Genomic DNA, 26,212 nt, shown 5'->3' with positions numbered 1-26,212 from the left:
CATTAACGCGCCCACAAAAAATCCGGCCGCAGCCGGATTTTTTGTTTCAGCGAATTACTGCATCCACGGTGGTGGCGGCTCTTCGGTTTTGCCGGGTGGCGCCTCATCGGCGGCCCGCACGGCCTGACGTCGCTCTTCATCGAGGCGCGCCGCTTCGATCTCGCGCATGACGCCGCCCACATCGGCCAGCTCGTCCGGCTCATCAAACTCGCCCGTCAATACACTGCTCGGGTGCAAGGTGCCCGCTTCGTAGAGCGCCCACATTTCCTTGGCGTATTTGGTCGTTTTCAACTCCGGCGCAAATCGGCCGAAATACGACGCCATGTTGCCAACGTCCCGCTCCAGCATGCTGAACGCGTGGTTGTTACCAGCCGCATCGACCGCTTGTGGCAGGTCGATAATGACCGGGCCAGTCGGCGTCAGCAGGACGTTGAACTCGGACAAGTCACCGTGAACCAGACCGGTGCACAGCATCAGCACAATCTGCTGAATCAAAAACGCGTGGTATTCACGGGCTTGATCCGGCTCCAACACCACGTCGTTCAAACGTGGCGCCGCATCGCCGTATTCGTCGGCCACCAGCTCCATCAACAGCACGCCTTCAAGGAAGTCGAACGGTTTTGGAACCCGCACCCCGGCGCCAGCCAGACGGAACAGCGCAGCAACTTCGGCATTTTGCCAGGCGTCTTCGGTCTCTTTACGACCGAACTTCGAGCCCTTGGCCATCGCTCGGGCCTGACGGCTGTTACGAACCTTGCGACCCTCCTGATATTCGGCGGCCTGGCGAAAACTTCGTTTGTTAGCCTCCTTGTAAACCTTGGCGCATCGCAGCTCATTGCCGCAGCGGACTACGTACACAGCTGCTTCTTTGCCACTCATGAGTGGGCGCAGCACCTCGTCGACCAGACCGTCCTCGATCAGGGGTTCTAAGCGTTTTGGAGTCTTCATCAGCTTTTATTGTGGGTCCTTTATTACCAAACACGCGAAAGTCACTCGTTATACGGCAATCCGCGCACCACGGGGAGAGGGGCACTGTATTCCAAGTCGCTTGCAGCACTCCCTGTACTCAAATCTGCCAGCCGCATCCTGCGTCAAAGCTTTTGAATAATAGACGAGCCCCGGTTGCCCAGCACCGCCTAATATCCCCAGCTTCAGTGTTGACGAAACAGTTCGCCGGGTGTGGCGCCAAACATTTTCTTGAACGCCGCGATGAAGGCCGATGTGGACTCATACCCGCAGGACAAAGCAGCCCGCGTGACATGGCCTCCCGCTTCGAGCACCTGCAACGACGACAACAATCGCACCCGTTGCCGCCACCCACGAAAGCTCAAACCTGTCTCACGCTGAAACAATCGCATCAGGGTTTTCTCGGACATGCCCAACCGGCCCGACCACAGCCCCACGTTGACTTCGGCATCGGGGGCTTCAATTAATTCATTGCACAACACCAGCAAGCGCGGGTGACGGGGCAACGGTAACGAAAACCCGACCTCCGGCAATTCAGCCAATTGGTCCAGCAACACACTCACCAGACGCTGCTCCGGGCTGCCGTGTTCGGGGTAATTCACGGGCAACGCACAAAAGCGTTTGATCAACTCGCGAGCCAGCGGCGTGACTTCCAGCACACGGCAGTGATCCGGCGCCCATCGACAGTCTTCGCGACGCACATACAAGCTGCGCATTTCGGCACGCATGGACGTAATGACTTCGTGCTCTAGCCCCGCCGGAATCCAGATGCCCCACTGCGGCGGCGCGAAAAAACTGCCTTCATCCGTGTGAACGCCCAACACGCCGCTGATGGCGTAAGAAAACTGCACCCAGTCATGCCGATGACGCGGCGTCCACGAGCCCGCCCCCAAACTCTCAGCCCGTGCATATAACGGCCGAGGCAGTGCATCCAACTGTGGAATCGCCCGTTGAGGGCCACGTTGTCCGTTTGGCGGCATGGATTGGCCTTATGTCGCGATACGTCAGAAAGGGCCAACGTTAGGCTACGTCATCAATTCTTGCAATATTGCGGTGCCTGCCATGTCTGTGCTCAAACACTTCAAACGCCTATTCACCGACTGGTTTCTGTGCGGCATGTTGCTAGCCACGTTTCTGGCGTACGTGTTCCCTGCATTCGGCAGCACCGGCGGGGCGATGCACGCAGAATGGGTCATCAATATCGGCGTGTTCCTGGTGTTCTTCCTGCATGGGGTCAACCTGTCCAGCGAGCAGATCCGCCACGGCCTGAAAAACCTGCGCCTGCACCTAATGGTGCAAGGCTTCACGTTTGTCGTCTTCCCCCTGATCTGGTGGGTGGCCGACCTACTGCTGGGCAGTCATGTACCGCCGTTGTTGATGCTGGGCTTCTTTTACCTGTGCGCGCTGCCGTCGACCATCTCCTCCTCGGTGGCGCTCACGGGCAGCGCAGGCGGCAACGTACCCGCGGCGATTCTCAATGCGAGCCTGTCGAGTGTGCTGGGGATTTTCCTGACGCCATTACTGGTGAGTTTCGTGGTCGGCAGCGGCACGGGCGGGATCGACCTCGGCGCCACCCTGCTCGACCTGTGCGCCCTGTTGTTACTGCCGCTGGTGCTGGGGCAGCTGGTACGCCCGCTGTTCGGTCGCTTTTTTGCCCGCCACAAGCGTTACACCGGCATCGTCGACAAGTTGGTGATTCTGCTGCTGGTGTACGCCGCATTCTGCAACTCGATGGTCTCGGGGATGTGGCAACAACAAGGGGCTTCGGTGATTTTCAGCGCCTTTGTCGGCAGCGCCCTGCTGCTTGCGGTCATTCTGTGGATGACCACTCGCACCGCTCGCGCGCTGAAATTCAGCACGCCGGATGAAATTGCCGCCGTGTTTTGTGCCAGCAAAAAATCCCTGGCGGCCGGGGCGCCCATGGCCGCGCTGATCTTCGGCGCCAACCCCGGGCTGGGCTTGATCCTGCTGCCCATCATGATCTATCACCCGCTGCAACTGATCGTGTGCTCGGTGATGGCAGAAAACTATGCCAGCCGCCAGCGGCAAGAGGCCGAAAGCCTTACCCCCAATGCCGCGCCAGCGCCGATGTAATCAGCAACGGGTCAGCGCTCAATAATCGCAGTGACGCCCTGCCCGCCCGCCGCGCAAATGGAGATAAGCCCGCGCCCTTGGCCTGCGGCGTCCAGCAATTTGGCAAGGTTGGCCACGATGCGGCCGCCGGTGGCCGCAAACGGATGCCCCGCGGCCAACGAACTGCCCTTGACGTTAAGCTTGCTGCGGTCAATCGCCCCCAATGGGGCGTCCAGCCCCAGACGGGTTCTGCAGTACTCGGGGTCTTCCCACGCCTTCAACGTACACAGCACCTGCGCGGCAAAGGCTTCGTGTATTTCGTAGTAGTCAAAGTCCTGCAAGCTCAGGCCATTACGCGCCAGCAAGCGTGGGACGGCATACACCGGAGCCATCAGCAACCCTTCGGCACCATGGACGAAATCCACCGCTGCGGTTTCGCCATCGCGCAGATACGCCAAAATCGGCAAGCCGCGCGCCTTGGCCCAGTCCTCACTGCCTAACAACACCACCGAGGCGCCATCGGTCAGCGGCGTCGAGTTACCGGCCGTCAGCGTGCCTTTGGCGCTGCGTTCAAAGACCGGCTTGAGCGCGGCCAGTTTCTCCAGGGTCAAATCCGTGCGCAGATTGTTGTCCCGGGTCAGGCCTAAAAAGGGCGTCACCAGATCGTCTTCCCAACCTTCGTGATACGCCGTGGCAAGCGCCTGATGGCTGTGCAGGGCCAAGGCGTCCTGTTCGGCGCGCGGGATATGCCAGGTTTGCGCCATCAGTTCACAGTGCTGGCCCATCGACAGCCCGGTACGCGGCTCGCCGTTGCGCGGGAACGCGGGTTTTAAAAACTGCGGGCGCAAGTGCAACACCGCCTTGAGTTTGTCCAGCGACGCCTTGGTGCGATTGAGCTGCAACAACCACCGACGCAGCCCATCGTTCAGGCCAATCGGCACATCAGATGTGGTGTCGACACCGCCCGCGATCCCGCATTCGATTTGCCCCAGCGCGATTTTATTGGCCACCAGCAAGGCGGCTTCCAGTCCAGTGCCACAGGCTTGTTGCAGGTCGTAGGCCGGGGTCTGTGGCGACAGACGCGAGCCCAGCACGCACTCGCGGGTGAGGCTGAAATCCCGCGAGTCCTTGAGCACCGCACCGGCCACGACTTCGCCAAGACGCTCACCGTGCAGGTTAAAGCGTTCGATCAGCCCTTCCAGCGCGGCCGTCAGCATCGCCTGATTACTGGCCGTCGCGTACGCACCGTTAGCCCGGGCAAACGGAATTCGGTTGCCGCCAATAATCGCCACACGCCGCTGAGTCATAAGATTTCCCCTTTAATTGAGTCACCATTGGTCGTTACAGCGTAGGTGCTATCACCCTTTAACGAACGACCCTTGTATTTTTGTGGTCAACCCTTTGAACCCCATGTGTCGGAGAGTGTTCCATGTCAGACCGTTATATCGACTTCGCCAACTCATCCCTCGGCCAGCGTCTGGTCGGTGCGATAGGGCTTCCGTCACCGGTGCGACTGGAACGCTGGCAGGCCGGGCGTCTGCGTCCGGTAGAAGGCCCGTTGTTGATCGGCGGTGGCCCGCTGAGTGAACACATCACGGCCTTTGCCAGCAAACTCACGGACGCCGTGTTCAGCTACGGCCCAGAACCCTCAGTCACCAGCCCGTGGATTCCCGGTCAGGGGCCAACGCTCAAAGCGGTAGTCTTTGATGCCAGCCATTTGCTGCACACCGATCAACTCAAGCAACTGCGCGAATTTTTTCAGCCCTTACTGCGCAGCCTGCAACACAGCGCGCACTTGGTCATCCTCGGCCGTGCACCCGACACCCAACGCGATCCATTTGCCGCCAGCGCCCAGCGCGCCCTTGAAGGGTTCAGCCGCTCACTGGCCAAAGAATTGCGCAACGGCAGCACGTTGCAACTGCTGTACGTCGACGAGGGTGCCGAAGAGCAACTGGAAGGCGCACTGAGGTTTTTCCTGTCGCCCAAAAGTGCATTCATCAGCGGCCAAGTGCTGCGCCTGTCGGCCTGCGCGCCCCAAGTCAGTGATTGGACCCGACCACTGGCCGGGCGCAAGGCCCTGGTCACTGGTGCTGCCCGCGGCATCGGCGCGGCCATTGCCGAAACCCTGGCCCGAGACGGCGCCGACATCATCCTGCTGGACGTCCCTGCGGCCAAAAACGACCTGGAAGCCCTCGCTGCCCGCCTGGGTGGGCGCAGCATCACGCTGGACATTTGCGCCGAAAACGCCGCCGCGCAATTGATTGAACAGCTGCCGGAGGGCATCGACATCGTGGTGCACAACGCAGGCATCACCCGGGACAAAACCCTGGCCAACATGACCCCCGAATACTGGGACGCCGTGCTGGCCGTGAACCTGAATGCGCCCCAAGTGCTGACCAAAGCCCTGCTCGACAGCGGCACCCTGCATGACAACGGGCGGGTCATCTTGCTCGCGTCTATCAGCGGCATTGCCGGTAATCGCGGGCAAACCAACTATGCCGCGAGCAAGGCCGGGTTGATCGGTCTGGCCCACGCATGGGCGCCGTTGCTGAGTGAACGTGGCATCAGTATCAACGCCGTGGCGCCGGGCTTCATTGAAACGCAGATGACTGCGCACATCCCGTTTGCCCTGCGTGAAGCCGGTCGACGCATGAGTTCACTGGGCCAGGGCGGCTTGCCCCAGGACGTCGCTGAAGCGGTGGCATGGTTGGCTCAACCGGGGTCGGGCGCCGTCAGTGGCCAGGCGCTGCGGGTGTGCGGCCAAAGTGTATTGGGGGCCTGAGCCATGACTGTGAATTGGCTTGACCTCGACACCCCGCCGCACCTGACGGCGCTGTACGCCCACGCGGCGAGCAAGCGTAAAATCACCGGCGACACCTTGCCCGATAAAGGGCTGCGTTGCTGGGTGGCGGTGGACGCCAAACCGCTGGAGGCCTTTCGCGAGGTGTGCGACCTGCCCGCCAGTTCACTGTTGCCACCGACGTATCCGCACATCCTGGCGTTCGGGTTGCAAATGCAGTTACTGACCGACCAGGCGTTTCCGTTTCCGCTGCTGGGGTTGATCCACCTGAGCAACCAGATTCGCGTGTTGCGGCCCATGGGCAGCGTCTCTCAACTGCGCATTGGCGTGTACGCGCACAACCTGCAAAAACACCCCAAGGGCGCGACGTTTGACGTGATCACACGGGTGGACGATTTGATCGGCCCACTGTGGGAGGCGCAAAGTACCTTGCTGTGTAAAGGTGTCGATTTACCGGGCGAGGCGCACCAGCCTGCCACCCCTGTTGCAGGTGGCATGACCGAGTTGACGCGCTGGTATGCCGCCAAAGACATCGGTCGCCGTTATGCCAAGGTGTCCGGGGATTACAACCCGATCCACCTGAGCACCGCCAGCGCCAAACTGTTCGGCCTGCCGACGGCCATTGCCCACGGACTGTGGCTTGAAGCCCGGACGCTGGCCGCGTTGAGTTCGCACTTGCCAGCGGCCAACGTCGAAATCTCGGTGGACTTCAAAAAACCGGTGCGCCTGCCTGCAGAAGTGATTTTGCAAAGCAGTGCTGGCGGTTCCAGTGGCGACTTCCAGGTCAATGGTCATCCCGACCTGGTGCACATGGTCGGGCGTTGGCGGCCGTTGAGTTAAATAGCCCTCCCACGCGTCGCGGTTGTCGGATGCGCCAGCGACTACTTGCGCCCACGTCCATTCGGTCGCAAGCTTTGCGCCTTCTGGAGAGCACACCTGCAATGAACCTCGACGAACTGACCCAACGCCTGCACCGCATCCGCGACAAGAACGACTGGAAACCTTTCCACAGCCCGAAAAACCTGGCCATGGCCGCCAGTGTTGAAATGGCCGAGCTGGTGGAAATTTTTCAATGGCTGACCGAAGACCAGTCCCGCCAGCTTCCCGCTGACAAATTGGCCCATGCCGGTCAGGAAGTCGGCGATATCGTGCTCTACCTCTTGTTGCTGTGCAGCGAACTCGGCCTGGACATGAACGACGTGGTACGCAGCAAATTGGCGGACAGCGAAAGGCGTTTCGGCCAATGAGCGACCGTCACTTCGATCTGCTGGCCACCCGCTTCGCGGAAAAAATCTACGGCGGCGCCAAAGGGGCGATCCGCCTCGCCGTGTTGCAAGCCGACCTGAAAGAGTCACTGCCCAAACGCCGCTTGCGCGTGCTGGACATCGGCGCGGGGCTGGGGCACATGTCGCTGTGGCTGGCCGAACAAGGCCATGATGTCACGCTGGCGGAGCCCGCTGCCCCAATGCTTGAAGGCGCGCGTCTACGCTTTGCCGAAGCAGGCCAGAGCGGCACCTTTATTCAGGCGTCCTGGCAAGAGCTCTTGGGCCAACTGACCGAACCGTACGACCTGGTGCTGTGTCATGCGGTGCTGGAGTGGCTGGCCGAGCCCCATGCGATCCTGCCGGTGCTGCATCAACTGACAGCCCAGGGCGGCTGGCTGTCGCTGGCGTTCTACAACCGGGATGCGCTGATCTACCGCAACCTGCTCAAAGGTCACTTCCGCAAAATGCGCAAGAACGACATGGCTGGCGAAAAGCAGAGCCTCACCCCGCAGCAGCCCCTTGATCCACGGGAGCTGGGGCAGGCCATGCAAGGTCTTTGGCAGGTTGAAAGCCAAAGTGGCGTGCGTGTATTCCACGATTACATGCCGGTCGAGTTCCAGGCCCGCGCAGAACTCGACGCACTGGTTGAGATGGAGCTGGCCCATCGTCGCCACCCTGCGTTTGCAGGGTTGGGTCGTTACCTGCATTGGGTATGCCGCCCGCGTTAACTGTTCACCTCTTGGGGGAGTTTCATGTATCGCCGCATTGCGCTTGTGATTCTGAGCCTGGGGCTGGGCGCCTGCCAAAGCCCCAACCCGTATACCGCCACGTCGCTGCCTATGCCTGCCGCCCCGCCGCAGGCTGCCAACGCCATTGATTTGAGCGCCTACCCGGCGCCCCCGCGCGACTATGCTCGCTACCAGAGCTGGGCCTGGCTCAACGACCGCCTGCCTGCAGGTTCGGCCTGGGCCGACTCGGCACAGATTGCCGAAGCCGTGAGCACAGCCCTGGACCAGCGAGGCTTGCGCCCGGTCCAGCCTGGCCGCGCACCGGATTTACGGGTCAGTGCAGATTTACATACAGAAAAACGCTTGCGCCAGGTTCAGGACGACTATGGTTATGGGGCGGGTTACGGCGGGTTCTATGGAGATCGCTACAGTCGTTATGGCAATCAGTTCGGTATGTACAACACCGTACCCATCATTCGAACGTACGAAGTGGAAGTCATGGTGGTGCGGCTTAATCTGTACGACGGCAAAACCGGTGAGCCTGTCTGGAGTTCCAGCGCCGAAACCAGCAGCAAGGGCAGCCTGAGCGAGCGCGGCAACGCTTTACGCGAATCGCTGAACACAGCAGTACAGGCCTATCCTCCTCATTAAGACTCATCGTTGAAGTGGAGAATCATCATGCTACGTCGAATAGCGCTCGTGGGGCTGGCACTGCTGCTCAGCGCCTGCGAATCGATGCAGGTCACGCACGACTACAACCCTTCCGTTGATTTCGCCAGCTTCCACACGTGGGCCTGGAAGGAACCCGCACTGCAATTTGTCCCCAATAACCCGATGCTGAAAAGCGACCTGACCCAACAACGCATCACCCAGGCCGTGGCCTATCAGTTGGACCAGCGCGGCTTGCGCCAAGTGACCCCTGCAACCAAGGCCGACCTGTGGGTGCAGACCTACTTGATCGTTGCTGAGCGTCAGGAGCAAGTGGTGACTAATTACGGCTATGGCTACGGCGGCCCTTGGGGTGGACCGTGGGGCGGTTATTGGGGCGGCCCGTGGGAAGGTTACTGGGGCGCGCCGGTCTACGATGAAGTGCGCAACATCAACTACCAGGTAGGCACCCTTCAAATTGACCTGATCGACGCCAAAACCGACCAGCTGGTGTGGCGTGGCAGTGCTGAAAAAGTGGTCGACACAAGCCCGACGCCTGCGCAACGCAGCGCGGCGATTCACGAAGCCGTGAGCAAGATCCTCAGCGACTACCCGCCCAAACCGCAGGCCAAATGACCGCCCGGCAGCAACTGCATACCCTGTAGTCGCTGCCGTTCAGTCCCCCGACTGGCAACTTGCCAGCGCGTGCTGCGCACCTTGACTACACTCCCTTGCACCCTTGGAGAGTTGCGCTCGGCAGCAAGCCGGCAAAGGAGTGCTCGATGTCTCCCCAATTGCGTGGCATCCGTTTTAGCAGCCCTCGTTCGCAGCGGGGAGCAATTGGTTTGATGGCGGCCCTGACCTTCGGCCTGGTGCTGTTGTTTATGTTGCTGGTAGTCGACAGCGGCCGCTTGTACCTGGAGCAACGCAAGTTGCAACGGGTCGCGGATGTCGCGGTATTGGAGGCCGTCAGTCGGGGCGGCAATTGCCTGGCGACCGGCACCAACACGGCCACCACGTACGCTATCGCCAGCGCGACGCGCAACAACTTCCCTCCAGGCAGTACACAAACCTTAAGCGCCACTTGCGGCACACTGGTGACCGGTAGCGACATGCTGCGCACATTCAGCGCCGATGCAAGCAAGTCTGACGCCATTCGCGTCATTACCACCACGGTAGTGCCGACCAGTGTGGCGGGCGGCTTGTGGAACCTGTTTTCCAACGGGAAATTTGGCTTCAATACCCGATTGACGGCGAGCGCGGTGGGGGCCACGGGGGGCGCACCGTTGGCCGCACTGACGATCAGAACTTCATTGGCAGACATAAACTCAAGTAACTCCCCTCTTCTGAACAGCCTTGTGGGCGGCCTGCTGGGCGGCAAATTGAACTTGAGCCTTGCGTCATGGCAGGGCTTGGCAAACACCTATATCAACTTGCTGAGCTATCTTGATCAACTGGCCATCGACTTGAACCTCAATGCCGGTGATTACACTCAGTTGCTCAACACCAATGTCTCTGCGACTCAACTGATTAACGCCGCCATTAATGTGCTGCAAAAAGGAGGAGCGGGCGCTACGGTCGCCGTGCAAGCGTTGACCGCCATCAAGCTGATTGCCGCTAACACGCAAATACTGAAACTGGGCGACTTGCTGAAAATCCAGAATGGCACCTCGAACGCTGGGTTGAACACCAACTTGAAGGTCTTTGACCTGTTGCAAGGGATCGTGCAACTTTCAAATGGCAAAAGCGCTGCGGCCGCCGATATCACGTCGAATATTCCATTGGTAGGCACCGTCACGGTGTCGGTCAAAGTGATTGAACCACCGCAAATGTCTGTAGTTGGCAACCCGGCGTTGGCCATTAAAGATCCCATTTTCGGCACCAATCGCATCTACGTTAAAACAGCGCAAGTTCAAACTCACATCCATATTGATCTCGCCGTTCTCAAACTGGTGTCGCAGATAACGTCTGCGATCACCCAACTGCTTTCGCCTCTGACCAGTATCGTGAACAAGTTGCTGAATCTGAATTTAATCGGGGTTTTGCAGTGTGTTGTAGCCTGTGAGCGGACATCCCTGAGCATTGCGTCATCGTTGGATATTTATCTGGAAGCGGCGAGTGCCAACAGCTATGTCACCGCCTACAACTGCTCCAGTCCGGCCACCAAAAGCCTGACAGCACAAACGTCGACAGCGGCCGCGAAGCTGAGCATTGGCAGCCCGCCAGCCAACGGCGCATTTCCCGCGTCGGTTGAAATCAACAAGCTGAATTACCTGGCGGTAGATCCGGTAAAACTGATCAGTATTGATGTCACCACGTGCTCAGTCATTTTGCTATGCGGCCCGTTGCAGGTCGGCAAAGGGGGCGGGCTAGGGTTGAAGGTTCAAACTCAAATAGCGGCCAACTCCCAGCCGCAAACATGGAGCGTCCCCCTGCTCCCCGAGGTTAACAATCCGCCTGCTTACAAAACCCCGCTAAACAGCAATGCAAGCATTATCAAAAGTCTGGGGGACTCGCTGTCTGACAACCTGTTGGTGACGTACACGCCACAAACAGGCAGCGTGGCCAACGATGCACTTACGGGAGTGGCCGGGCTGGTCAACCAAGTGACGGGGATCCTGTCCACCGCGTTGAGCGGCGTGCTATCAAACCTGCTGGACCCGATCCTCAACACGCTCTTGGGCGCACTAGGGGTCAGTCTGGGTAATGCTGAAGTGGGCGCCAACCTGTCCTGCAATCAAGGCGGCCGCGCTCAACTCGTGCTCTGATCCTCCGCCACGGGCAGTTCCACACAAAACCGGGCGCCGTGTTCGGTGTTGCTGACGCTGAGCCGTCCGCCCATGTTGTCGATGATGCCGTAGCTCACTGACAACCCCAGCCCCGTGCCTACGCCGACGGGTTTGGTGGTGAAGAACGGTTCGAAGATGCGCTCCAGCAACCGAGGGTCGATGCCGCCTGCGTTGTCCTGTACCCACAACCGCACGTGGCGGGGGGCTGTTTCGATGCCAAGGCCGATCCACGGCGCGAAGTCACGGTCTTTTTCACGCTTGCCGAGCAAGGCATCACGGGCGTTGACCAGCAGGTTAATCAGCACCTGTTCCAGTTGGTCGACATGGCCGCGCACGTTGACGGCGCAGTCCAGCCCTTCGCAGCGAATCTCTACGCCTTTGCCGCGCAGCCCGTCACTGAGCAGTGACAGCGTGCCATCGATGGCAATGGCGGGGTTAAACACTTGCTGTTCGATCTCCGAACGCCGACCAAACACCCGCATGTGGTCTACCACCCGCGCCGCACGTTGCACTTGGGTGTCGAGGCGATTGAGTTTGTCTTGCAGGTAATCGATCTGCACATCGCCGTTGCTCAGGCGTTTGAGCACATTGACGATGGCCATGCGCATCACGTTCAGCGGCTGATTGATCTCATGGGCCAGCCCGGTGGCCATCTCGCCCAGGGTGGCCATTTTGGCGCTCTGGGTCAGCTGCTGTTGCGAACGCCGCACTTCGGTGTTGTCGCGCCCCACCGCCTGCACTTCGATCAACGTCCCGTGCTCATCAAACACGCCGCGGTCCGACCAGACCCACCACGCGTGTTCGCGCCCCGGCAGTTGCAGGCTGATTTCGGCGGTACTGACCGGGAATTCGGGGGTCAAGGTGGCCAAACGTTGTACAAACGCCAGATGTTGCTCCGGCGACAACCAGCCGCTGAGGTTGATGCCCGGTAACTGTTCGGGCGCGCACTCCAGGTAATTGGCTAACGGGCGATTGCCAAAGGTCAGGGTCAAGTCGGGGGTGTAGCGGCAGATCATCGCCGGGGAATCTTCCACCAGCATGCGATAGCGCTCTTCGCTGTGCTTGACCCGCTCCGCGGCTTCCGTGGCATCGGTGATGTCCAGCCACAGGCCCACGGCCTCGACCGGCAACCCCAAGTCGTCACGCAGCAACTTGGCCTCGTCCAGTAACCAGTGGTAGTCGCCCTGGAGGTCGCGCAGTCGATAGCGACTGCGCACACTGCCTTCGCGCAGCAGTCGTCGCGTGCGCTCGAAGTAGTGCTCACGGTCCTCCGGGTGCACCCATTCGATCAACGCGGCGGCCATGCACGCTTCCCGCGTCCAGCCCAACAAAGGTTGCAAGCTGGCGCTGAAGAATTCAGGCAGCAACGCGCCCTCGGCATAGCGCTGCACATAAATCACGGCCGGGGAGCTGGCAATCAGGTTGTCGAGCCGCGCATGGGCCGCCGCCGCTTGCTGTTGCTGGTTTTGCATGTCACTGACATCCAGCATGAACCCCACCACACGTGGCCCGCCCTCTGCGCCCAGCACCTGGCCCTGAATGCGATACCAGGTCACCGGCCGCGTACTGTCGGGTTGGTGCAAGCGCACGCACAACAACAGGGGGGTATCGTGGGACAACAAATCATTGAAACGGCTGGCCAGCTCTTCCCGGTCTGCCGGATGAAACAGCCCCAACCACGCGTCACGGGACATATGAGCAGCTTGAGCAGGGAGCAGGCTCGCAGCCAAAGGCGGGGCAAGCATCAGTTGCTGCGTGCTGGGCGACCACTCCCACCAGCCGCTGCCCAGCAGGCCCTGTAACGCCTCCATGCGCTCCATCTGCTGCACGTGTTGCTGCTCGCGCAGGCGATTGAGCAGCGGCCCCGCCAATGCCGCGCACACTTGTAGCCAATCGTTGTCGCCCATGGACGGGGCGTGACGACTGGCCGGGTAGTGGCCGAACAAGAGCCACGCACTCACCCCTTGATGATCGTTGTAAGGCACCAGCAAGCCATCGGTATTGCCAAACAGCCCGCTCAGCCGGGGCTTGTCACTGATGCCATGCAGCGCTTCAAAACGCTGGGGGACGTGACCATTGAAGCTGTCGAGGGTGCTGCCCAGCGCTTGGTCGACGTCCCACAACGCAGGCGCATCATGGCGCTGGTAAACACTGTAGATACGCCATTCGGTCTGCGTGGCGTCTGGCAAGGCCAGCGCCACACACGGGATATGCCAATGCTGCGCCACCTGCTGCAACAGATCGGTCACCACCGCTGGCACGCGCGCTGTGCCGCAGCGGCGCAATTGCTCGCCCATGTGGGTGGTGAGCAGGTGGGTGAGCTCGCGGTGGCGCGCCTGCTGTTGGCCCAACAACAAATCGCTGATGTCCAACAGTTGCAGCAACCAGCCGTCACCCTGTGGCTGTACCCAGCCGCGGGTATGCACAACAGGGCCACCGCCGACCTGAAACATGAGGTCCAGGCTTTGCCCATGCCAATCTCGGGGCGTGCCTTCGAGGGCCAGCGTGCTGCCCGGCACCAGATAATCGATTAACAGCCGCGGCGGACCATTGCCCATCGCCATGACCAATGCATGGGGCTGCGCGGCCTGTATCTCCAGCACATGGCCGTGCTGATCGAGCCGTATTTGAATACCCGCCTCTACAAGCAGCGGGGTAGGCGCCAACGCAACGGGCTCATCAGCCCGGCCCAGTAGCCGCCCGAACAGGCGCTCGCCGCTGATCAAAACTGCAAACTCGATTGAGCCGTCAAGGTGGTCGGCAAGCTGGGCACCTTGATGTTCCCCGGCAGCACCAGCACCGGCATGATGGCGCTTAACGCGGAGGCTGGCAGGCTGACGGTGACGGTTAGCACCCCACCGCTATAGACCGCCTGTTTATTAAGGCTGCTTTTCAAGGCGGTCGGCACCCAAGAGAGTTGGTCACTCAACACGCTCAAGGCGCGATTTTGTACATCTTGCGTGTACGTCGCGGGGGAGACGGTCGGGTCCAGCGCCACACTGCGGCGCACCGCTTCAGCCGTGGAGTGGTTGAACGACTGCATCAGCAAAAGCGGCAGGCTGTAACTTACGACGCCGTAAAACACGGCGAAAAACACCACAAACACCAGCGAAAATTCGATGGCCGCTGCGCCTTTTTCCTTTGTGGAGAGGCTTGTTTTCATGACTGCGTCTACCCTGAAAACCACACGTCATATGAGCATAGAATCATTCGCCAAAAAGGGACGCCGATTACGTGACACCGCTAATAGTCCTGTACCTCTGGTTAAGCGCTTGCGCACTTCAGGATCTGTACCAGCGCCAGATTGCCAACACCCTGACACTGGGCGGTATGGCGCTGGCCGTGCTGTATCTGCTCTGGAGCGGCCACACCTGGCTCGGCGCACCCGCCAGCGAAGCCGGGGTCGCGCTGGTGATCGTGCTGGTGCTGACGTTGCCTGGGTATGCGCTCAATACGTTCGGCGCCGGCGATGTAAAACTGCTGATCGCCCTCGCCCTGGCCACCGATCGTCTGACGGTGTTGGGCACGGTGATCGGCGCAGGTGTGTGTGCTGTGCTGTGGATGCTGATCGCGTCAAAAATCCTGCCGCTGCTTTATCAACGGGTTACAACGCCTGATGTTGAAGATCCCGGGAATCTGTCAAAAAAAATCCCCTTCGCTCCCTTTTTGCTGGCGGGTTTTACCCTGGTTTGGCTGTGCATGCCCTAGTGCATGCGTAGGATTTATTCCGTGTACAGCAAGGGAAAGTGGGTCTACTTTTAAACCAGCCTTCTCATGATGAGAGGGGCAAGTTGCCTTGAATTGGCTTGCCAGGCATGGAGTAACGCGTGAACAAGCTTAGCCCACTCATAAAAGTGCTGGTGGTTGACGACCAGCCCTTGATCGTCGAAGAACTCTGCGAGTTTCTGGAAAGCAGCGGCTACCGGTGTGTGCCTTGTGAGTCGAGCCGCGAAGCGATTGAAAGTTTCTGCGCAGACCCCGAAATCGGTCTGGTGCTGTGCGATTTGCACATGCCGGAGATGAATGGCATCGAACTGACCCAACACCTGCAAAAGTTCGCCGGTGAAAAGCGCTTGTTTGAAAGCATTCTGCTGACCGGCCGTGCCGATAAACAGGACGTGATCAAGGCCTTGCGTATCGGCATTGCGGATTACTACCAAAAACCGGTCGACCTCAATGAATTGCTCGAAGGCATTCAGCGTCAGGAAGAGCGCGTGCGCGAACGCATGAAAAGCGCGCAACTTGGGCACTTGAATCAGAAGCTACAGTTTTTGGCGGACTCGATTGACGACCTTTATCAGGACATGGAATCGGTAAGACGCCCGCCGCTGTCAGCCGCCGATGAGGGCGCCAGTGACGACGTGTCTGAAACCATGCCAGCCATCTTTCAGCAGTTGTCACCACGCCAGCTGGACGTGGCCCGTCTGGTGGGCAAGGGCCAGACCAATTACCAGATCGCCTGCGACCTGGGCATCACGGAAAACACAGTCAAACTCTACGTGTCGCAAGTGCTGCGCCTGACCCACATGAACAACCGTACCCAGCTGGCACTGGCGCTGTCACCCAATGCCAGCGCCAAACAGCACCGGCTGACGGCCCACTGAAGCCCGCACGCCTATACGCGCGCCGGCCCAGCGAGTACAGGCGGTGGCGGGCGTTTTAATTGGACGTACCGCCCCCGCTGCCCGATTCCTGTTTGTAGTACTCAGGGATTTCGTGATCGTAACTTTTCAGCAACCGTTGCAGGCTTTGTTCGCGCTCCTGCGGCGTGACCGTTTGCGGCACGTTCGATCGCTCTTTACCGCTGACCTGAATCTGCAACCAGTTTTCGGTTTCCTGCTGATAACGTGACGCCGGGCCCGGCTCGATGGCCAGTGCGCTCAACGGCACCCACAGCAGTAACACCCCGACACGTACGCTTATTGCCATCGCACACCTCCGTTATTTGAGCACCGCCACCTGATTACTGGCCGGGGCTTTAAGTGCTTGCGCACGCGCTTGGGCTTCGGTCACTTGTTCCGGCGTCAATCCGGCACGGGTGACCAGTTCCGCCGCCTGCTTCCAGTTGTCCTGATAGATCAACAGCGTCACCAGGTTCAACGCCGCCAACGCGTCGTCATCTTTGCTGAGCTCCAGCGCGGTCAAAAATTCAAAGCGTGCGTCGTCGATGCGCAGCAGGTTCAGGTAAACCACCCCCAAGTCATTGCGAATCTTGTCATCGGTGGGCGCCAGACTGGCCGCTTTTTGCAGGTAGGCCAGCGCTTGCGCGTTGTCTCCGCGCCCCGCCGCCAATTGTCCCAAACCATGCTCGCCCTCGGCCGCCAGACAGGTGCCCAGCAAGCTTTGATAAAGGGCTTGCGCCTCGCTGCGGCCCAACTGGCGATAGATGCGTGCCTTACGCAACTGGACCTGCCCATAGCGCTCAGGCAAGCTTTGCAGGTTGGCCAGACTGGCGTGCAGTTTGCCTTCCTTGGCCATATCGTCGGCCAGGTTCATCGACAACTCTTGATCGCCACTCAACTTGGCGCAACTGCCACTCAAGGCCAGCCAGGGCGGGTTACTCGCGCCCCCGGTCGCACAGCCGCCCAGCATCAGCAGCCCACACGCGACGATCACAGCTTTCATGCTCACACTCCCGGTCAAGAGCCAAAGGCCCGCGAAATAGCCATAAAACTGGGGCCGGCCAATACAATCAGTAATGCAGGAAACAGAAACACCATCATCACCACGGACATCTTGGCCGACATTTTCGAGATGTATTCCTGCATGCGCGTCAGGCGCCGGTCATCCAGCAACGCTTTCAGCGCCTGCAACGACTTCATTGCGCCGCCGCCCTGCTGGATCAGTTGTTGAAGAATCACGCAGGTATCGTCGAACTCATCGACCGCCAGCAGGCTCGCGGTTTTTTGCAGTTCCTGACCCAGCTCCAGCCCGGAGTCGACACGGGCCAGCACCAGCCGCAGTTCCCCGGTCAACACGGGTAACAATTGCTGCCCCTCCTGGCTCAACACGCGCAGCGCTTGCTCCACCGCCATGCCGGACTCAAACAGGATGCGCAGCAACGGGATAAACGTGGACACCTCATTCGCGATCTGTTGCTGGCGCCGGGCAGCCGCCAATGCCAGTAAGCGTTTGGGGATCAAGTAGCCGATGGCCAACCCGAACAACAGTGCAACCCCGAGGTTGCCCGCGTCGGGGTAAAACACCTTATGGCCTACAAATACCAGTCCGGCCAGCACCACCGGGGTGCCCACCTGAAAAGCGGCAAACAATGAGCGCTGACTGGCCGTGCGCCAGCCCAGCCGGGTGAGCAACGCCTGAGTTTCGTTATCCAGCGACACCGAGCGCTGGCCCACCTTGCTGCTGCCCACCGCGCGCAGCCATGAACTGAATTTGCCCGGCCCGGTTTTCGCCCCCTCCAGACGCTGCATGACGCGTTGCTGGCGCATCCGCTGCTGGATCACGGTGTTGATCACCAGTGCCAGGGCGGCCAGCAACAAGACAACGCTTATCAGCAAGGCCATGTCATACGCTCCGCACCATGCGCCATAGGGTAAAGCAGCCAATCACCTGCATTGCCAGCGCTGTCAGCAACAAGTGCTGCCCGGACGTGTCGTTCCACATCTTGGGCAGGTACTCGGGATTGGTCAGCATGAAATACACCATCACCAACACCGGCAAGGCCGCCAGCACCATGGCCGTAAACCGTGTTTCACCGGTCATGGCTTTGAGCTGGCGCGCCCCTTGTTCACGCTCGCGGATCAGGGTGATGAGGTTTTCCAGCAGTTCGCTGGCGTTGCCGCCATAGCGGTTGTTGACCTTCAAGCCGAGGGCAAACAGGCGAAACTCCTCACGCTCGTAAAGCTCGGCAAAGTCCTGCACCGCTTCGGGCAAGCTGACCCCCAGTTGCACGTTGCGCGAGACGCGACTGATGGCGGTTTTGAGGGGATCACTGGACGCCTCGATTGCATTCAGCACCGCATCGGCCAAGGTGCGCCCGGCCTTCAAACTGCGTACACAGTGGTCGAGCAACTGCGGCAACTGCTCAACCATGCGCCGCACCTGTCGGTGATAACGCCAGCTGAGGAACAGTTTCAGACACACAGGCGGCAACACCGCAAAGGCGACTGACAACGTCCAGCCACCCACGAGCCCCGCCACCACTATCGCCGCGGCCCACACGCCGAGCCACAGCCCCAGGCGCTCCGACGGCCGTGGCAGCCCGGCCTGCAAGAAGGCGCGGTCCAGCCAGGCCAGACCGCCGAATTTTGCGGCCGGTGGCGGCTGCCCTTCGGCCAGCCGATTGAGCACCCGGCTGGTGGTCGGATTACGCAAGACGCGAAAAACAATAAACAGCGCCAGGCCCAACATCAGTAAGGCAATCAGTAACAGCAGCAAAGCCGGGATCATGTTCTGCCCCTCAGCCGTGAAGGTTCGCAATCGGCTCGCGACGTAACTTGTCGCCTGCCGGGTTCAGCGCTTCGCGCATAAAGCCAAACCCCGTGCGTCGATCCAGCCGGAACAGGGTGTTGGTGACGTACACATCATCGCGCACGCTCACCACTTCCAACACTTCACTGACGCAGCGACGCCCGTCTGGCATGCGCGTGAGCTGGATGATGACGTCCAGCGCGGCGCAGATCATTTGGCGCAGGGTTTTCTCCGCCACTGTGCGCCCGGTCAGGCCCACCAGTGTTTCCAGTCGCAACAGCGCATCCTGTGCGGTGTTGGCGTGCACGGTGCTCATGGAGCCATCGTGCCCGGTGTTCATCGCGGTCAACACGTCGAGCACTTCAACCCCGCGGATTTCCCCGAGAATGATGCGGTCGGGGCGCATCCGAAGGGCGTTGCGAATCAGGTCGCTGGCTTTGACTTCACCATGGCCTTCAGCATTGGGCGCACGGGTTTCCAGGCGCACCACGTGCGGGTGACCGAGCTGCAATTCGGCCACGTCCTCGATAGTGACCAGCCGCTCATAGGGGTTGATCAACTGGCTGAGGATATTCAGCAAGGTGGTTTTCCCGGTGCCCGTGCCGCCGCTGATGAGGATGTTGCAACGCTTGCTCACGGCTTCGTGAATGAAGTCGAAAATCGCCTGATCGATGGTTTGCATGGCCATCAGGTCCGTGCTTTTGAGCATGTCCTTGCGAAACTTACGAATCGACAGGCACGGGCCGTCCAAGGCGATTGGCGGAATGATCGCATTGACCCGGCTGCCGTCGGGCATGCGGGCATCCACCATGGGCGAGGATTCGTCGAGGCGGCGCCCCAACGGCGCGAGAATACGCTGCATCACCCGCTCGACATGGTGGTCGTCGATAAAACGCAACTCGCTCTGGTGCAGAATGCCGTCGCGCTCGACAAACACCCGATACGGGCCGTTGACCAGAATTTCGGTCACCGCCGGGTCGCGCAGCAGCACTTCCAGCGGGCCAAACCCGGTGAGTTCATCCACGATTTCCTCGGCCAGACGCTCCATTTCATAACGTGAGATCGCCAGGTGCAGGCGTGACACGTATTCGGCCACTTTGTCCGTCACGAACTGGGCCAGCGCATGGCGCGAGTCTTCCAGCAGGTTTTTCCCGGTTTCTTCAATGGCATCGATGATGTAGCGGTGCAGCACCAGTTTCAGGCTGTCGTGATCGGCATGGCCATTCTTGCTGTGCAGGCCCGCGCCAAACAGTTTCTCGCTGCTCATTTAGGCCCCCAGAGGCGTGTCAGCCAATGGGCGGGCGGCTTGGCCAGCCCTTGCGAGCGTTTGGCCAAGCGCTCACCCAAGGTTTTCAGGCCTTGGCTCAGGGCCTCGCGCGGGCCCAGCTCGAACAGCGTGGTGGCCTGGTTTTTGGCGTTCATTCGCAACTCGTCGGCGGGCGGCAAGCTGACCAGCACTTCCAGGCCAAACGTCTTGGCCAGAGCGTCGGCGTCGGGCGCCACACCCCGCAGGTAACGGTCCACCAACAGCCGCGCATGTTCGAGCTTCATGCCTTTGGCGCGCCACAGGTTGAGGATCGCCAGATTGCGTCGGCAGTCGAGGATGTTCTGGTCGGCGTACCACAACAACTTGTCGCAATGGCTGACAAATGTGCGCAATGCTTCGCTGTCAGGCTGGCCCGTGAGGTTCACCACGATGTGTTGAAAATGCTGACGCAAAGCACTGAGCAGCATGTACAGCTCGGCCGCGCTGGTGTGCTCCAGCGGTTCATCGCTGTCGCTGTAGGCCAGGATGCGCAAACCGCCGGGGGCGGCGGTGAAGGCGCTGTCGATCAGCGTGCTGTCCAGTCGCCGCAAGTGGCGCAGGGCATCGCCAAAGTAGAACGAACTTTCCAGCCCCAATAGCGTGAGGCTGTCGCCACGGGGCAAACCCAAATCAAGCAACAGGGTTTGCTGATCGCTCTTCTGCACGACCAGCCCGAGATGACTGGACAGCAAGGCGCCATCGGCGTTGCACTGCGCGCTGTACATCACGGTCAGGCCGCCCAGCTGCGCATTGGGTGTAACGGCGGGCAGCCGCTTGTTCAAGCGTCGAACCAACCCGGCCACTTCGCTGGAGCGCGAACCATATGCGACAAAATCCCGCGCACCGGCGCGCATGGCGTTGAGCACCAACTGATTGTCCATGCCATCGCCCAGCGCCACGATGGCCAACATCGGTTTGGCTTCCAGCGCGCCTTCAATCAATGCGCACTGCGACACCACTTTCTCGCGGTCCAGTCCCACGAACACCAGCCCGGCGAAGGTGACATCCACCAGCGCCAGCAACTCATCCAGACTGCCCGTGCCAGCGCCCACCACTTGGCCCATGGGCGCCAGTGCGCCTTGTAACCACTCAAGATCGGTGTTGTTTCGCGTCAATGCGAGAAACGTCTGGCTCAAGCTCTGGCTCATTTGGATAACCCGCTACGGCGATTAAAGTTGCCGTTTTCGAGGAAGTACAAGCGGTACCAATTGGGGTCGTAATTGCGCAGTTTTTCTCCGGGCAGAGAAGGCAATTGGGCATTGGCCGCCAACGGTTGAATCAGGTGCGGGGTCACAATCATCAGCAACTCGCGCTCTTCGCGGCTGATGTTGGAGGAGCGGAAAAAGGCCCCGAGAATCGGGATGTCGCCTAACCCCGGAAACTTGTCCACCTGCGAGCTGTTGCGCGAACTGATCAAGCCGCTGATGACAAAACTTTCGCCATCGGCCAGGGAAATACTGGTATCGGTGCGGCGCACATTCAGACCCGGCACCATCGTGCCCGCGATATTCACCGCATTGGTGTAGTCCAGTTCACTGACTTCAGGGGCGACTTTGAGCACGATGCGGTCGCGGCTTACGATGGTGGGGGTCAAGGTCAGGCGGATGCCGAACTCTTTGTACTCGATCGACACGTTGTCGCTGCCACTGCTGGGCACCGGCACTGGCACTTCGCCGCCGGCGAGAAACGTTGCGCTCTGGCCGCTCAGCGCCACCAGACTCGGGCGCGCCAGGGTGTAGGCAAAGCCGCTGCCTTCGAGGGCATTAATCATGGCCCTGACACGCCCGCCGCCAAAACCGATGTTGAAGTACTTGTTGTTGGCCGGAGGACCGCCGGTGATGACGTTTTCCGCCGTGGTAATCAGCGAGCCCGGCGAACCGAACAGGAAGTTGCTGCCCATGCCGAAAATCGAGGTACTGGCTTCTTGCAGCTTGGTGCGGCTGACTTCTACGAAGCGGATATCCGTCTGTACCTGACTGGGCAACGTCGGGTCTTCAGACGGTGACAGCGCGGCACTGGTCAGCGCTGCAGTCGCTTTGCCCTTGACGAACACCATGCTCTGGCGCGGTGATTTGGAACAGGCGGTCCAGACCATCAGGCTGGTAGTACCCGGCGCAACGCCGGTCAGTAAAAAGGCACTGTCGCCATTGGCGTGTACATCGGCAATGGTCGGGTCACCCACGGCAATGCGGGTGATGCTGACGGGTGAATCCAGTGCTTGTTGGGTGCCCTGCGCCACTTCCAGCACAGCGGGCAACGCCCCCAGTGACGCGCATTGGGCCGATGCCGCCACAGCCATTTGCACAGACAGGCCGCTCAACATCAGCGTCCAGACAACTTGTTTGAACAGCGGCACACAACGTTGACTCATGCGAGGGCTTCCTTGCAGATCGGGCATTTCTTATTGGGTTGACGGCTGGGCTGCTTGATTGCCGCGGATGATTTCGATGCCACGGGGTCGCGGCACACCGGTCGGGGCATTGAGTGGCGCCTTGAGCGGGCTGGCCATCGCCAGTTGATTGAACTGATACAGGCTGCGCCTGGCGGTCTCCAGATTGGCCGCAGCGTCCTGCTCACCTGACCAGTATTTGCTCAAGCGTTGTTCTTGTGCGCTGTGCACCGCCAGGCGCAAAGTGCCAGCTTGTGCGGCGAGCATCAGTTGATTGACCAGTGGCTCCGGGATCGCCAGGACCACGGTGCGGGCCGCCACGCGCCGCTGAGCTTGTTGCTGCGCCTGCTCGGCGGTCAGCGCCTGACTGAGTGGCTGGCCATCGCTGCTCAGGCCTAATTCATCGCCGATGCTCAGGACCCGCACTGCGGGCAACACCACTTGGGTCGAAGGTTCAGGGTTGGCGGTGTCCTGACGCAGAAACAGCAAAATGTCGACGTAATCGCCGGGACCGAACTGCCCGGCAGCGCCGGCCACTTCATCAATCGCCACCGCCAGTGCGCGTTCGTCAGGGCGAATCATGCGCGCCAACGGCCCGCCGATTTCAAAGCTTTGCTCATTGAGCCACGTGCCAGCATTCAGCCCGCGCCACGGGGTGCGACCCACCGCCTGATCGATAGAGGTAAGGCTGCCGACAGGCGCCGTGCGCAATTTTTCCAGCGTCAAATCATCGGCAGTCAGGGCCACATGCGGGGCTACATCGCGGGTTAACACCACCACGGCATGTTTGGTCTGGTCCTCAACATTGGCCACACCTTGCTCCACCACCTGCGCCACAGGGGCAGGTGGCACAGGCTGATGACGGGTCAGCATCAGCCCCCAAAAACCGGCGGCAATGGCCCCTAAAAACAGCACCGCTGCTAGCACCAGACTGCGGCGATTGTTCATATGGTTCTCCCTTCCCCACTGCGTACGGCAGACAAAAAATCATGCGCAATCAGGTAGCTATGAACGGTCGGACGGTTGCAACCATTTCGCTATTTGAAGGTAGCGCAGGTAGGACAAAACGCCATTACTGACCGGATTATTTCTGACAGGAGATTTAAGGACTTTGATTTGTTTACGTTTTTTGGATCCGCACCTCATCGTCCGTTTGGATTAGTACTTTGTGATTAATCCTTTATTACAGTTGTGAGGTCCGGCTTTGTTGACAATGCTCTGATGGCACATCGGAAGTATGTAGCACCCACGTTACACAGTGCCCGTTGCGGCGCACTAAGGAGAAGTCAGATGCTTCTAGATACTGTTCTGAAAGTGTATGTGCCGACTCAGGCGTTTTGCGTGTACCAGACCCGGCAACTGATCAAACGCCGGGATGGCGCTTCAGGTATTGAATACGCCCTGATTGCCGCGATGGTTGCCGTGGTGCTTGCATTGTTTGTCACGCCGCTGTCGGGTGTGGTCAAGTCCACATTCAACGACTTGGTCAGAGGATTGGGCGGAACGCCAGTGACATAGGTCTGTGCATCAGGCCTACACTCTGCACCCTACCCTTTTTCAGGAATGCAACATGACCTCCTCTTCGACACGCCAACAGCTTCTCCTAGTGGATGACGAAGAGGATGGACTTTCTGAACTGGCCGAGTTGCTGGAGGGCGAAGGCTTTTGTTGCCACCTCGCCACCTCGGTCAAGATCGCTTTGCAACAGCTGACCAACCACCCGGACATTGCCCTGGTGATTACCGACCTGCGCATGCCAGAAGAGAGTGGTATTGCCCTCATCAGGCGCTTGCGTGAACACACCTCGCGTCAACACCTGCCGGTGATCGTCGTATCCGGACATGCCGACATGGATGATGTCAGCGACCTGTTGCGTTTGCAGGTATTGGACCTGCTCCGCAAACCCATCTATCACATGCGTCTGCTCGATACGCTGGACAGCCTCTTCCCTAAGCCGAACCCCAAGTCCATCGACAGCTGAAGCCCCGATTTGCGCGCCGAAAAGCCCGCGAGGTTGCCCTCGCGGGCCTGGCTCGCTATAGCTGATAACTGAAACTCAAGGTGTAGCGCGGGCGGCGGTTGAAGCTGTCCAGCGCCATGTCGGACATCGGCTTGGCCGCTTCAAGGGCAATGTTGTAATAACGCTTGTCGCCAAAACGCAGCCCGACTGCCGCCGAGGACATGTCCGAGCCCTTAAACGGCAAATCGTTAAACCAGGTTTTGGCCTTGTCCAGCACCACGTAAGGCTGAAGCAGTTTCACCCACGCACCCTCGCGGTTGAAGCTGTAATTGACCTCGTAGGCGACCCCCCACCCCTTGTCGCCGGACGCTTGATCGTCGGGGTAACCGCGGCCAAAGTTTTGCCCGCCAAACACTGCCCGTTCGCTGTCGGGCAAGCTGTCTGCACTCCAGTACAGGGCGCCGGACATCACACCCTGCCAATTCTCGAAAAAGCTGTCGCTCTGCACGCCGGATAAACGCAGCCGAAAAAAATCCAGGTCGTACTGATTGCCGGTCAGGTTGGTTTCACTCTTGGCGCCCAAACCTTTCATGCCCTGATAGACACCGGCGCTGACGATGCGCAGCTGCTGTTTATCAGACTTGCGCCAGTCGCCCTCGAACGCCAAGGCGCGCACATCCGTTTTTTCGCTGAGGCTGACCGGGTAACCGACCACGTCGTAATCGGTACGGTCATTCACGCCATACAACCGGGCACCGACACTCAGCCATTGATTGGGCGCTGCAATCAGCGGGTGACTGACGCCTACCGAGAAGCGGTCGTTTTCGCGATGCGGCTTGAGTTCGAAGCCGTCGCTGGTGGCAATGCTGCTGCCCGGGTCGCTGCGATAGCGCGCTCCGTACAGGCTTAACTGAGTGCCTTCGGCGTTCAGATACTGGCTGTAGTCGATGCGGTAGTAATGCTCTTTGTCGTTGCCCGGCGGGAACAGCCCACTGATGCTCAACTGCTCGGCCATCGACGTTTGTGAATTGCTGCTGACCCCGAACAGTGCCTGCGTACTGTCACGGCTACCTTCGGTGAGGCTCATGCTGGTGGTGAAGGGTTTGCGGCTGGCGTTAATGGTCAGGGTCGAGGCACCATCTGTGGTGCCGGGGGGTGGCACTTGAGCTTGCAGCGTCACACCGGGAAGACGGCCCATCAGCGTTGCGTAACGGTCGAAGGTTTTGCGGGTCAGCGGACGCTCGCCCTTGAGCTTGTCCACCAGTTCATCAATAAAGCCCTTCACACGCCCCACATCACCCTGCACGGTGTAATCGCGGATATACCCCTCGACCAGCACCACGCGCACTAACCCTTGATCAAAATTTTGCGGCGGCAAAAACGCGTACGACAGCAAATAGCCATCCGCTTGGTAGCGCTGGGTAATGGTGCGCGTGGCATCGATCAATTGGGCCAGGGTGATCTCATGGCCCAGTAACGATTGATAGGCGGCGCCCAACTCCTTGAGCGGGTACACAGTGCCACCTTCAATCTGCAATTTGCGGATGGTCAGTTTGGTGCCCATCACCAACGGTGGCGGCTCGACCGCGCCCGGCTTGGGCAATTGCAACGCAGGCTTTTGCGGGCGGTAAGCATCTACCGGCAGGTTAGGGGTGGGCAGGGTCTGCATCATTTCGTTGCTGTTCAGGTAGCGCGGCAAGGGCTCGGCCGTGACGCACGGGGTCAGCACAAAAAGTACGAGGGGAACGTAAGTACGCATATGACACTCCATGGTCAACAACAGCGACATAACCAGGTGGGCGCGTCATCTCAGGGCGACGCTACCCGGTGCAAGCCCTAGATCCTTGGCTCAAAAAA

At 59.9% G+C, this 26,212-nt stretch carries 26 protein-coding genes; 12 read left to right on the top strand and 14 right to left on the bottom strand.

Annotated elements, in window-relative coordinates:
- Positions 1-54: 54 nt before the first annotated feature.
- Complete coding sequence (locus tag CJF39_RS02840; protein WP_094992075.1) at positions 55-948, bottom strand: PA4780 family RIO1-like protein kinase; 894 nt, start codon at positions 946-948, stop codon at positions 55-57.
- A 203-nt stretch (positions 949-1,151) separates the two neighbouring features.
- Entirely contained in the window at positions 1,152-1,946 is a 795-nt protein-coding gene (locus tag CJF39_RS02835) for an AraC family transcriptional regulator (RefSeq protein ID WP_094992074.1), read from the bottom strand.
- Positions 1,947-2,028: 82 nt separating this feature from the next.
- On the opposite strand from CJF39_RS02835, the gene CJF39_RS02830 reads away from it, so the two are divergent.
- Positions 2,029-3,060, top strand: a complete 1,032-nt coding sequence (locus CJF39_RS02830; protein WP_094992102.1) for a bile acid:sodium symporter family protein — start codon at positions 2,029-2,031, stop codon at positions 3,058-3,060.
- A gap of 11 nt (positions 3,061-3,071) precedes the next feature.
- On the opposite strand, the gene CJF39_RS02825 is transcribed toward CJF39_RS02830, so the two are convergent.
- A complete protein-coding gene (locus tag CJF39_RS02825; RefSeq protein WP_094992073.1) occupies positions 3,072-4,346 on the bottom strand; it encodes an acetyl-CoA C-acetyltransferase in 1,275 nt (424 codons plus the stop codon).
- Positions 4,347-4,468: 122 nt separating this feature from the next.
- Between CJF39_RS02825 and CJF39_RS02820 the strand changes: the two genes are divergently transcribed.
- From CJF39_RS02820 to CJF39_RS02790, 7 genes are all read left to right on the top strand, one after another.
- A complete protein-coding gene (locus CJF39_RS02820) occupies positions 4,469-5,821 on the top strand; it encodes a 3-oxoacyl-ACP reductase (RefSeq protein ID WP_094992072.1) in 1,353 nt (450 codons plus the stop codon).
- Between the two features lie 3 nt (positions 5,822-5,824).
- The gene (locus tag CJF39_RS02815; protein ID WP_094992071.1) at positions 5,825-6,679 is read left to right on the top strand and encodes a MaoC family dehydratase; all 855 of its coding nucleotides are present in this window, start codon (positions 5,825-5,827) and stop codon (positions 6,677-6,679) included.
- Between the two features lie 101 nt (positions 6,680-6,780).
- Positions 6,781-7,086 (top strand): MazG-like family protein, encoded by a 306-nt coding sequence (locus CJF39_RS02810; RefSeq protein ID WP_094992070.1) that lies wholly within the window; start codon positions 6,781-6,783, stop codon positions 7,084-7,086.
- A complete protein-coding gene (locus CJF39_RS02805; protein WP_094992069.1) occupies positions 7,083-7,832 on the top strand; it encodes a methyltransferase domain-containing protein in 750 nt (249 codons plus the stop codon). Before CJF39_RS02810 ends, CJF39_RS02805 begins: the two co-directional genes overlap by 4 nt.
- A gap of 24 nt (positions 7,833-7,856) precedes the next feature.
- A complete protein-coding gene (locus CJF39_RS02800) occupies positions 7,857-8,483 on the top strand; it encodes a DUF4136 domain-containing protein (protein WP_094992068.1) in 627 nt (208 codons plus the stop codon).
- A 27-nt stretch (positions 8,484-8,510) separates the two neighbouring features.
- Positions 8,511-9,116: a DUF4136 domain-containing protein gene (locus tag CJF39_RS02795; RefSeq protein WP_094992067.1), complete on the top strand. Its 606-nt coding sequence runs from the start codon at positions 8,511-8,513 to the stop codon at positions 9,114-9,116.
- 146 nt (positions 9,117-9,262) lie between these two features.
- Positions 9,263-11,248, top strand: coding sequence for a pilus assembly protein TadG-related protein (locus tag CJF39_RS02790; protein WP_094992066.1), 1,986 nt, complete (start codon positions 9,263-9,265; stop codon positions 11,246-11,248).
- On the opposite strand, the gene CJF39_RS02785 is transcribed toward CJF39_RS02790, so the two are convergent.
- Entirely contained in the window at positions 11,233-13,995 is a 2,763-nt protein-coding gene (locus CJF39_RS02785; protein WP_094992065.1) for a PAS domain-containing sensor histidine kinase, read from the bottom strand. The two genes, CJF39_RS02790 and CJF39_RS02785, sit on opposite strands and share 16 nt — an antisense overlap.
- Positions 13,992-14,432: a TadE/TadG family type IV pilus assembly protein gene (locus CJF39_RS02780; RefSeq protein ID WP_094992064.1), complete on the bottom strand. Its 441-nt coding sequence runs from the start codon at positions 14,430-14,432 to the stop codon at positions 13,992-13,994. Before CJF39_RS02780 ends, CJF39_RS02785 begins: the two co-directional genes overlap by 4 nt.
- Positions 14,433-14,503: 71 nt before the next feature.
- On the opposite strand from CJF39_RS02780, the gene CJF39_RS02775 reads away from it, so the two are divergent.
- Entirely contained in the window at positions 14,504-14,977 is a 474-nt protein-coding gene (locus CJF39_RS02775) for a prepilin peptidase (RefSeq protein ID WP_094992063.1), read from the top strand.
- 119 nt (positions 14,978-15,096) lie between these two features.
- Entirely contained in the window at positions 15,097-15,873 is a 777-nt protein-coding gene (locus CJF39_RS02770; RefSeq protein ID WP_094992062.1) for a response regulator transcription factor, read from the top strand.
- A gap of 55 nt (positions 15,874-15,928) precedes the next feature.
- Here the strand turns inward: CJF39_RS02770 and CJF39_RS02765 are convergent, their stop codons facing one another.
- Genes CJF39_RS02765 through cpaB form a run of 8 tightly spaced genes read right to left on the bottom strand, consistent with a single transcriptional unit; the run spans position 15,929 to position 23,343 of the window.
- A complete protein-coding gene (locus CJF39_RS02765; RefSeq protein ID WP_094992061.1) occupies positions 15,929-16,198 on the bottom strand; it encodes a DUF3613 domain-containing protein in 270 nt (89 codons plus the stop codon).
- 12 nt (positions 16,199-16,210) lie between these two features.
- The gene (locus CJF39_RS02760; protein ID WP_094992060.1) at positions 16,211-16,894 is read right to left on the bottom strand and encodes a tetratricopeptide repeat protein; all 684 of its coding nucleotides are present in this window, start codon (positions 16,892-16,894) and stop codon (positions 16,211-16,213) included.
- 14 nt (positions 16,895-16,908) lie between these two features.
- On the bottom strand, positions 16,909-17,793 hold the full coding sequence (locus CJF39_RS02755; protein ID WP_094992059.1) for a type II secretion system F family protein: 885 nt from the start codon (positions 17,791-17,793) through the stop codon (positions 16,909-16,911).
- A gap of 1 nt (position 17,794) precedes the next feature.
- A complete protein-coding gene (locus CJF39_RS02750; protein ID WP_094992058.1) occupies positions 17,795-18,679 on the bottom strand; it encodes a type II secretion system F family protein in 885 nt (294 codons plus the stop codon).
- A gap of 10 nt (positions 18,680-18,689) precedes the next feature.
- Positions 18,690-19,967, bottom strand: a complete 1,278-nt coding sequence (locus CJF39_RS02745) for a CpaF family protein (protein ID WP_094992057.1) — start codon at positions 19,965-19,967, stop codon at positions 18,690-18,692.
- A complete protein-coding gene (locus CJF39_RS02740; protein ID WP_094992056.1) occupies positions 19,964-21,154 on the bottom strand; it encodes a pilus assembly protein in 1,191 nt (396 codons plus the stop codon). Before CJF39_RS02740 ends, CJF39_RS02745 begins: the two co-directional genes overlap by 4 nt.
- The gene (locus CJF39_RS02735; protein ID WP_094992055.1) at positions 21,151-22,377 is read right to left on the bottom strand and encodes a type II and III secretion system protein family protein; all 1,227 of its coding nucleotides are present in this window, start codon (positions 22,375-22,377) and stop codon (positions 21,151-21,153) included. The genes CJF39_RS02740 and CJF39_RS02735 overlap by 4 nt, the downstream gene beginning before the upstream one ends.
- 30 nt (positions 22,378-22,407) lie before the next feature.
- Positions 22,408-23,343, bottom strand: a complete 936-nt coding sequence (gene cpaB, locus CJF39_RS02730) for a Flp pilus assembly protein CpaB (protein WP_094992054.1) — start codon at positions 23,341-23,343, stop codon at positions 22,408-22,410.
- Between the two features lie 342 nt (positions 23,344-23,685).
- Between cpaB and CJF39_RS02725 the strand changes: the two genes are divergently transcribed.
- Both CJF39_RS02725 and CJF39_RS02720 read left to right on the top strand, forming a co-directional pair.
- Positions 23,686-23,913 carry a Flp family type IVb pilin gene (locus CJF39_RS02725; protein WP_094992053.1) on the top strand — a complete coding sequence of 76 codons (228 nt, stop codon included), beginning with the start codon at positions 23,686-23,688 and terminating at the stop codon, positions 23,911-23,913.
- Positions 23,914-23,965: 52 nt separating this feature from the next.
- On the top strand, positions 23,966-24,376 hold the full coding sequence (locus CJF39_RS02720; protein WP_094992052.1) for a response regulator: 411 nt from the start codon (positions 23,966-23,968) through the stop codon (positions 24,374-24,376).
- Positions 24,377-24,431: 55 nt separating this feature from the next.
- Here CJF39_RS02720 and CJF39_RS02715 read toward each other — a convergent pair whose 3' ends face one another.
- Entirely contained in the window at positions 24,432-26,114 is a 1,683-nt protein-coding gene (locus CJF39_RS02715; protein WP_094992051.1) for a ShlB/FhaC/HecB family hemolysin secretion/activation protein, read from the bottom strand.
- Positions 26,115-26,212 lie beyond the last annotated feature (98 nt).

Source organism: Pseudomonas lundensis (assembly GCF_002269125.1).
GTDB classification, from domain to species: Bacteria; Pseudomonadota; Gammaproteobacteria; order Pseudomonadales; family Pseudomonadaceae; genus Aquipseudomonas; species Aquipseudomonas lundensis_A.
The sequence above is the reverse complement of the archived record's forward strand: the minus strand, read 5'-3'. Positions and strand labels throughout refer to the sequence as shown.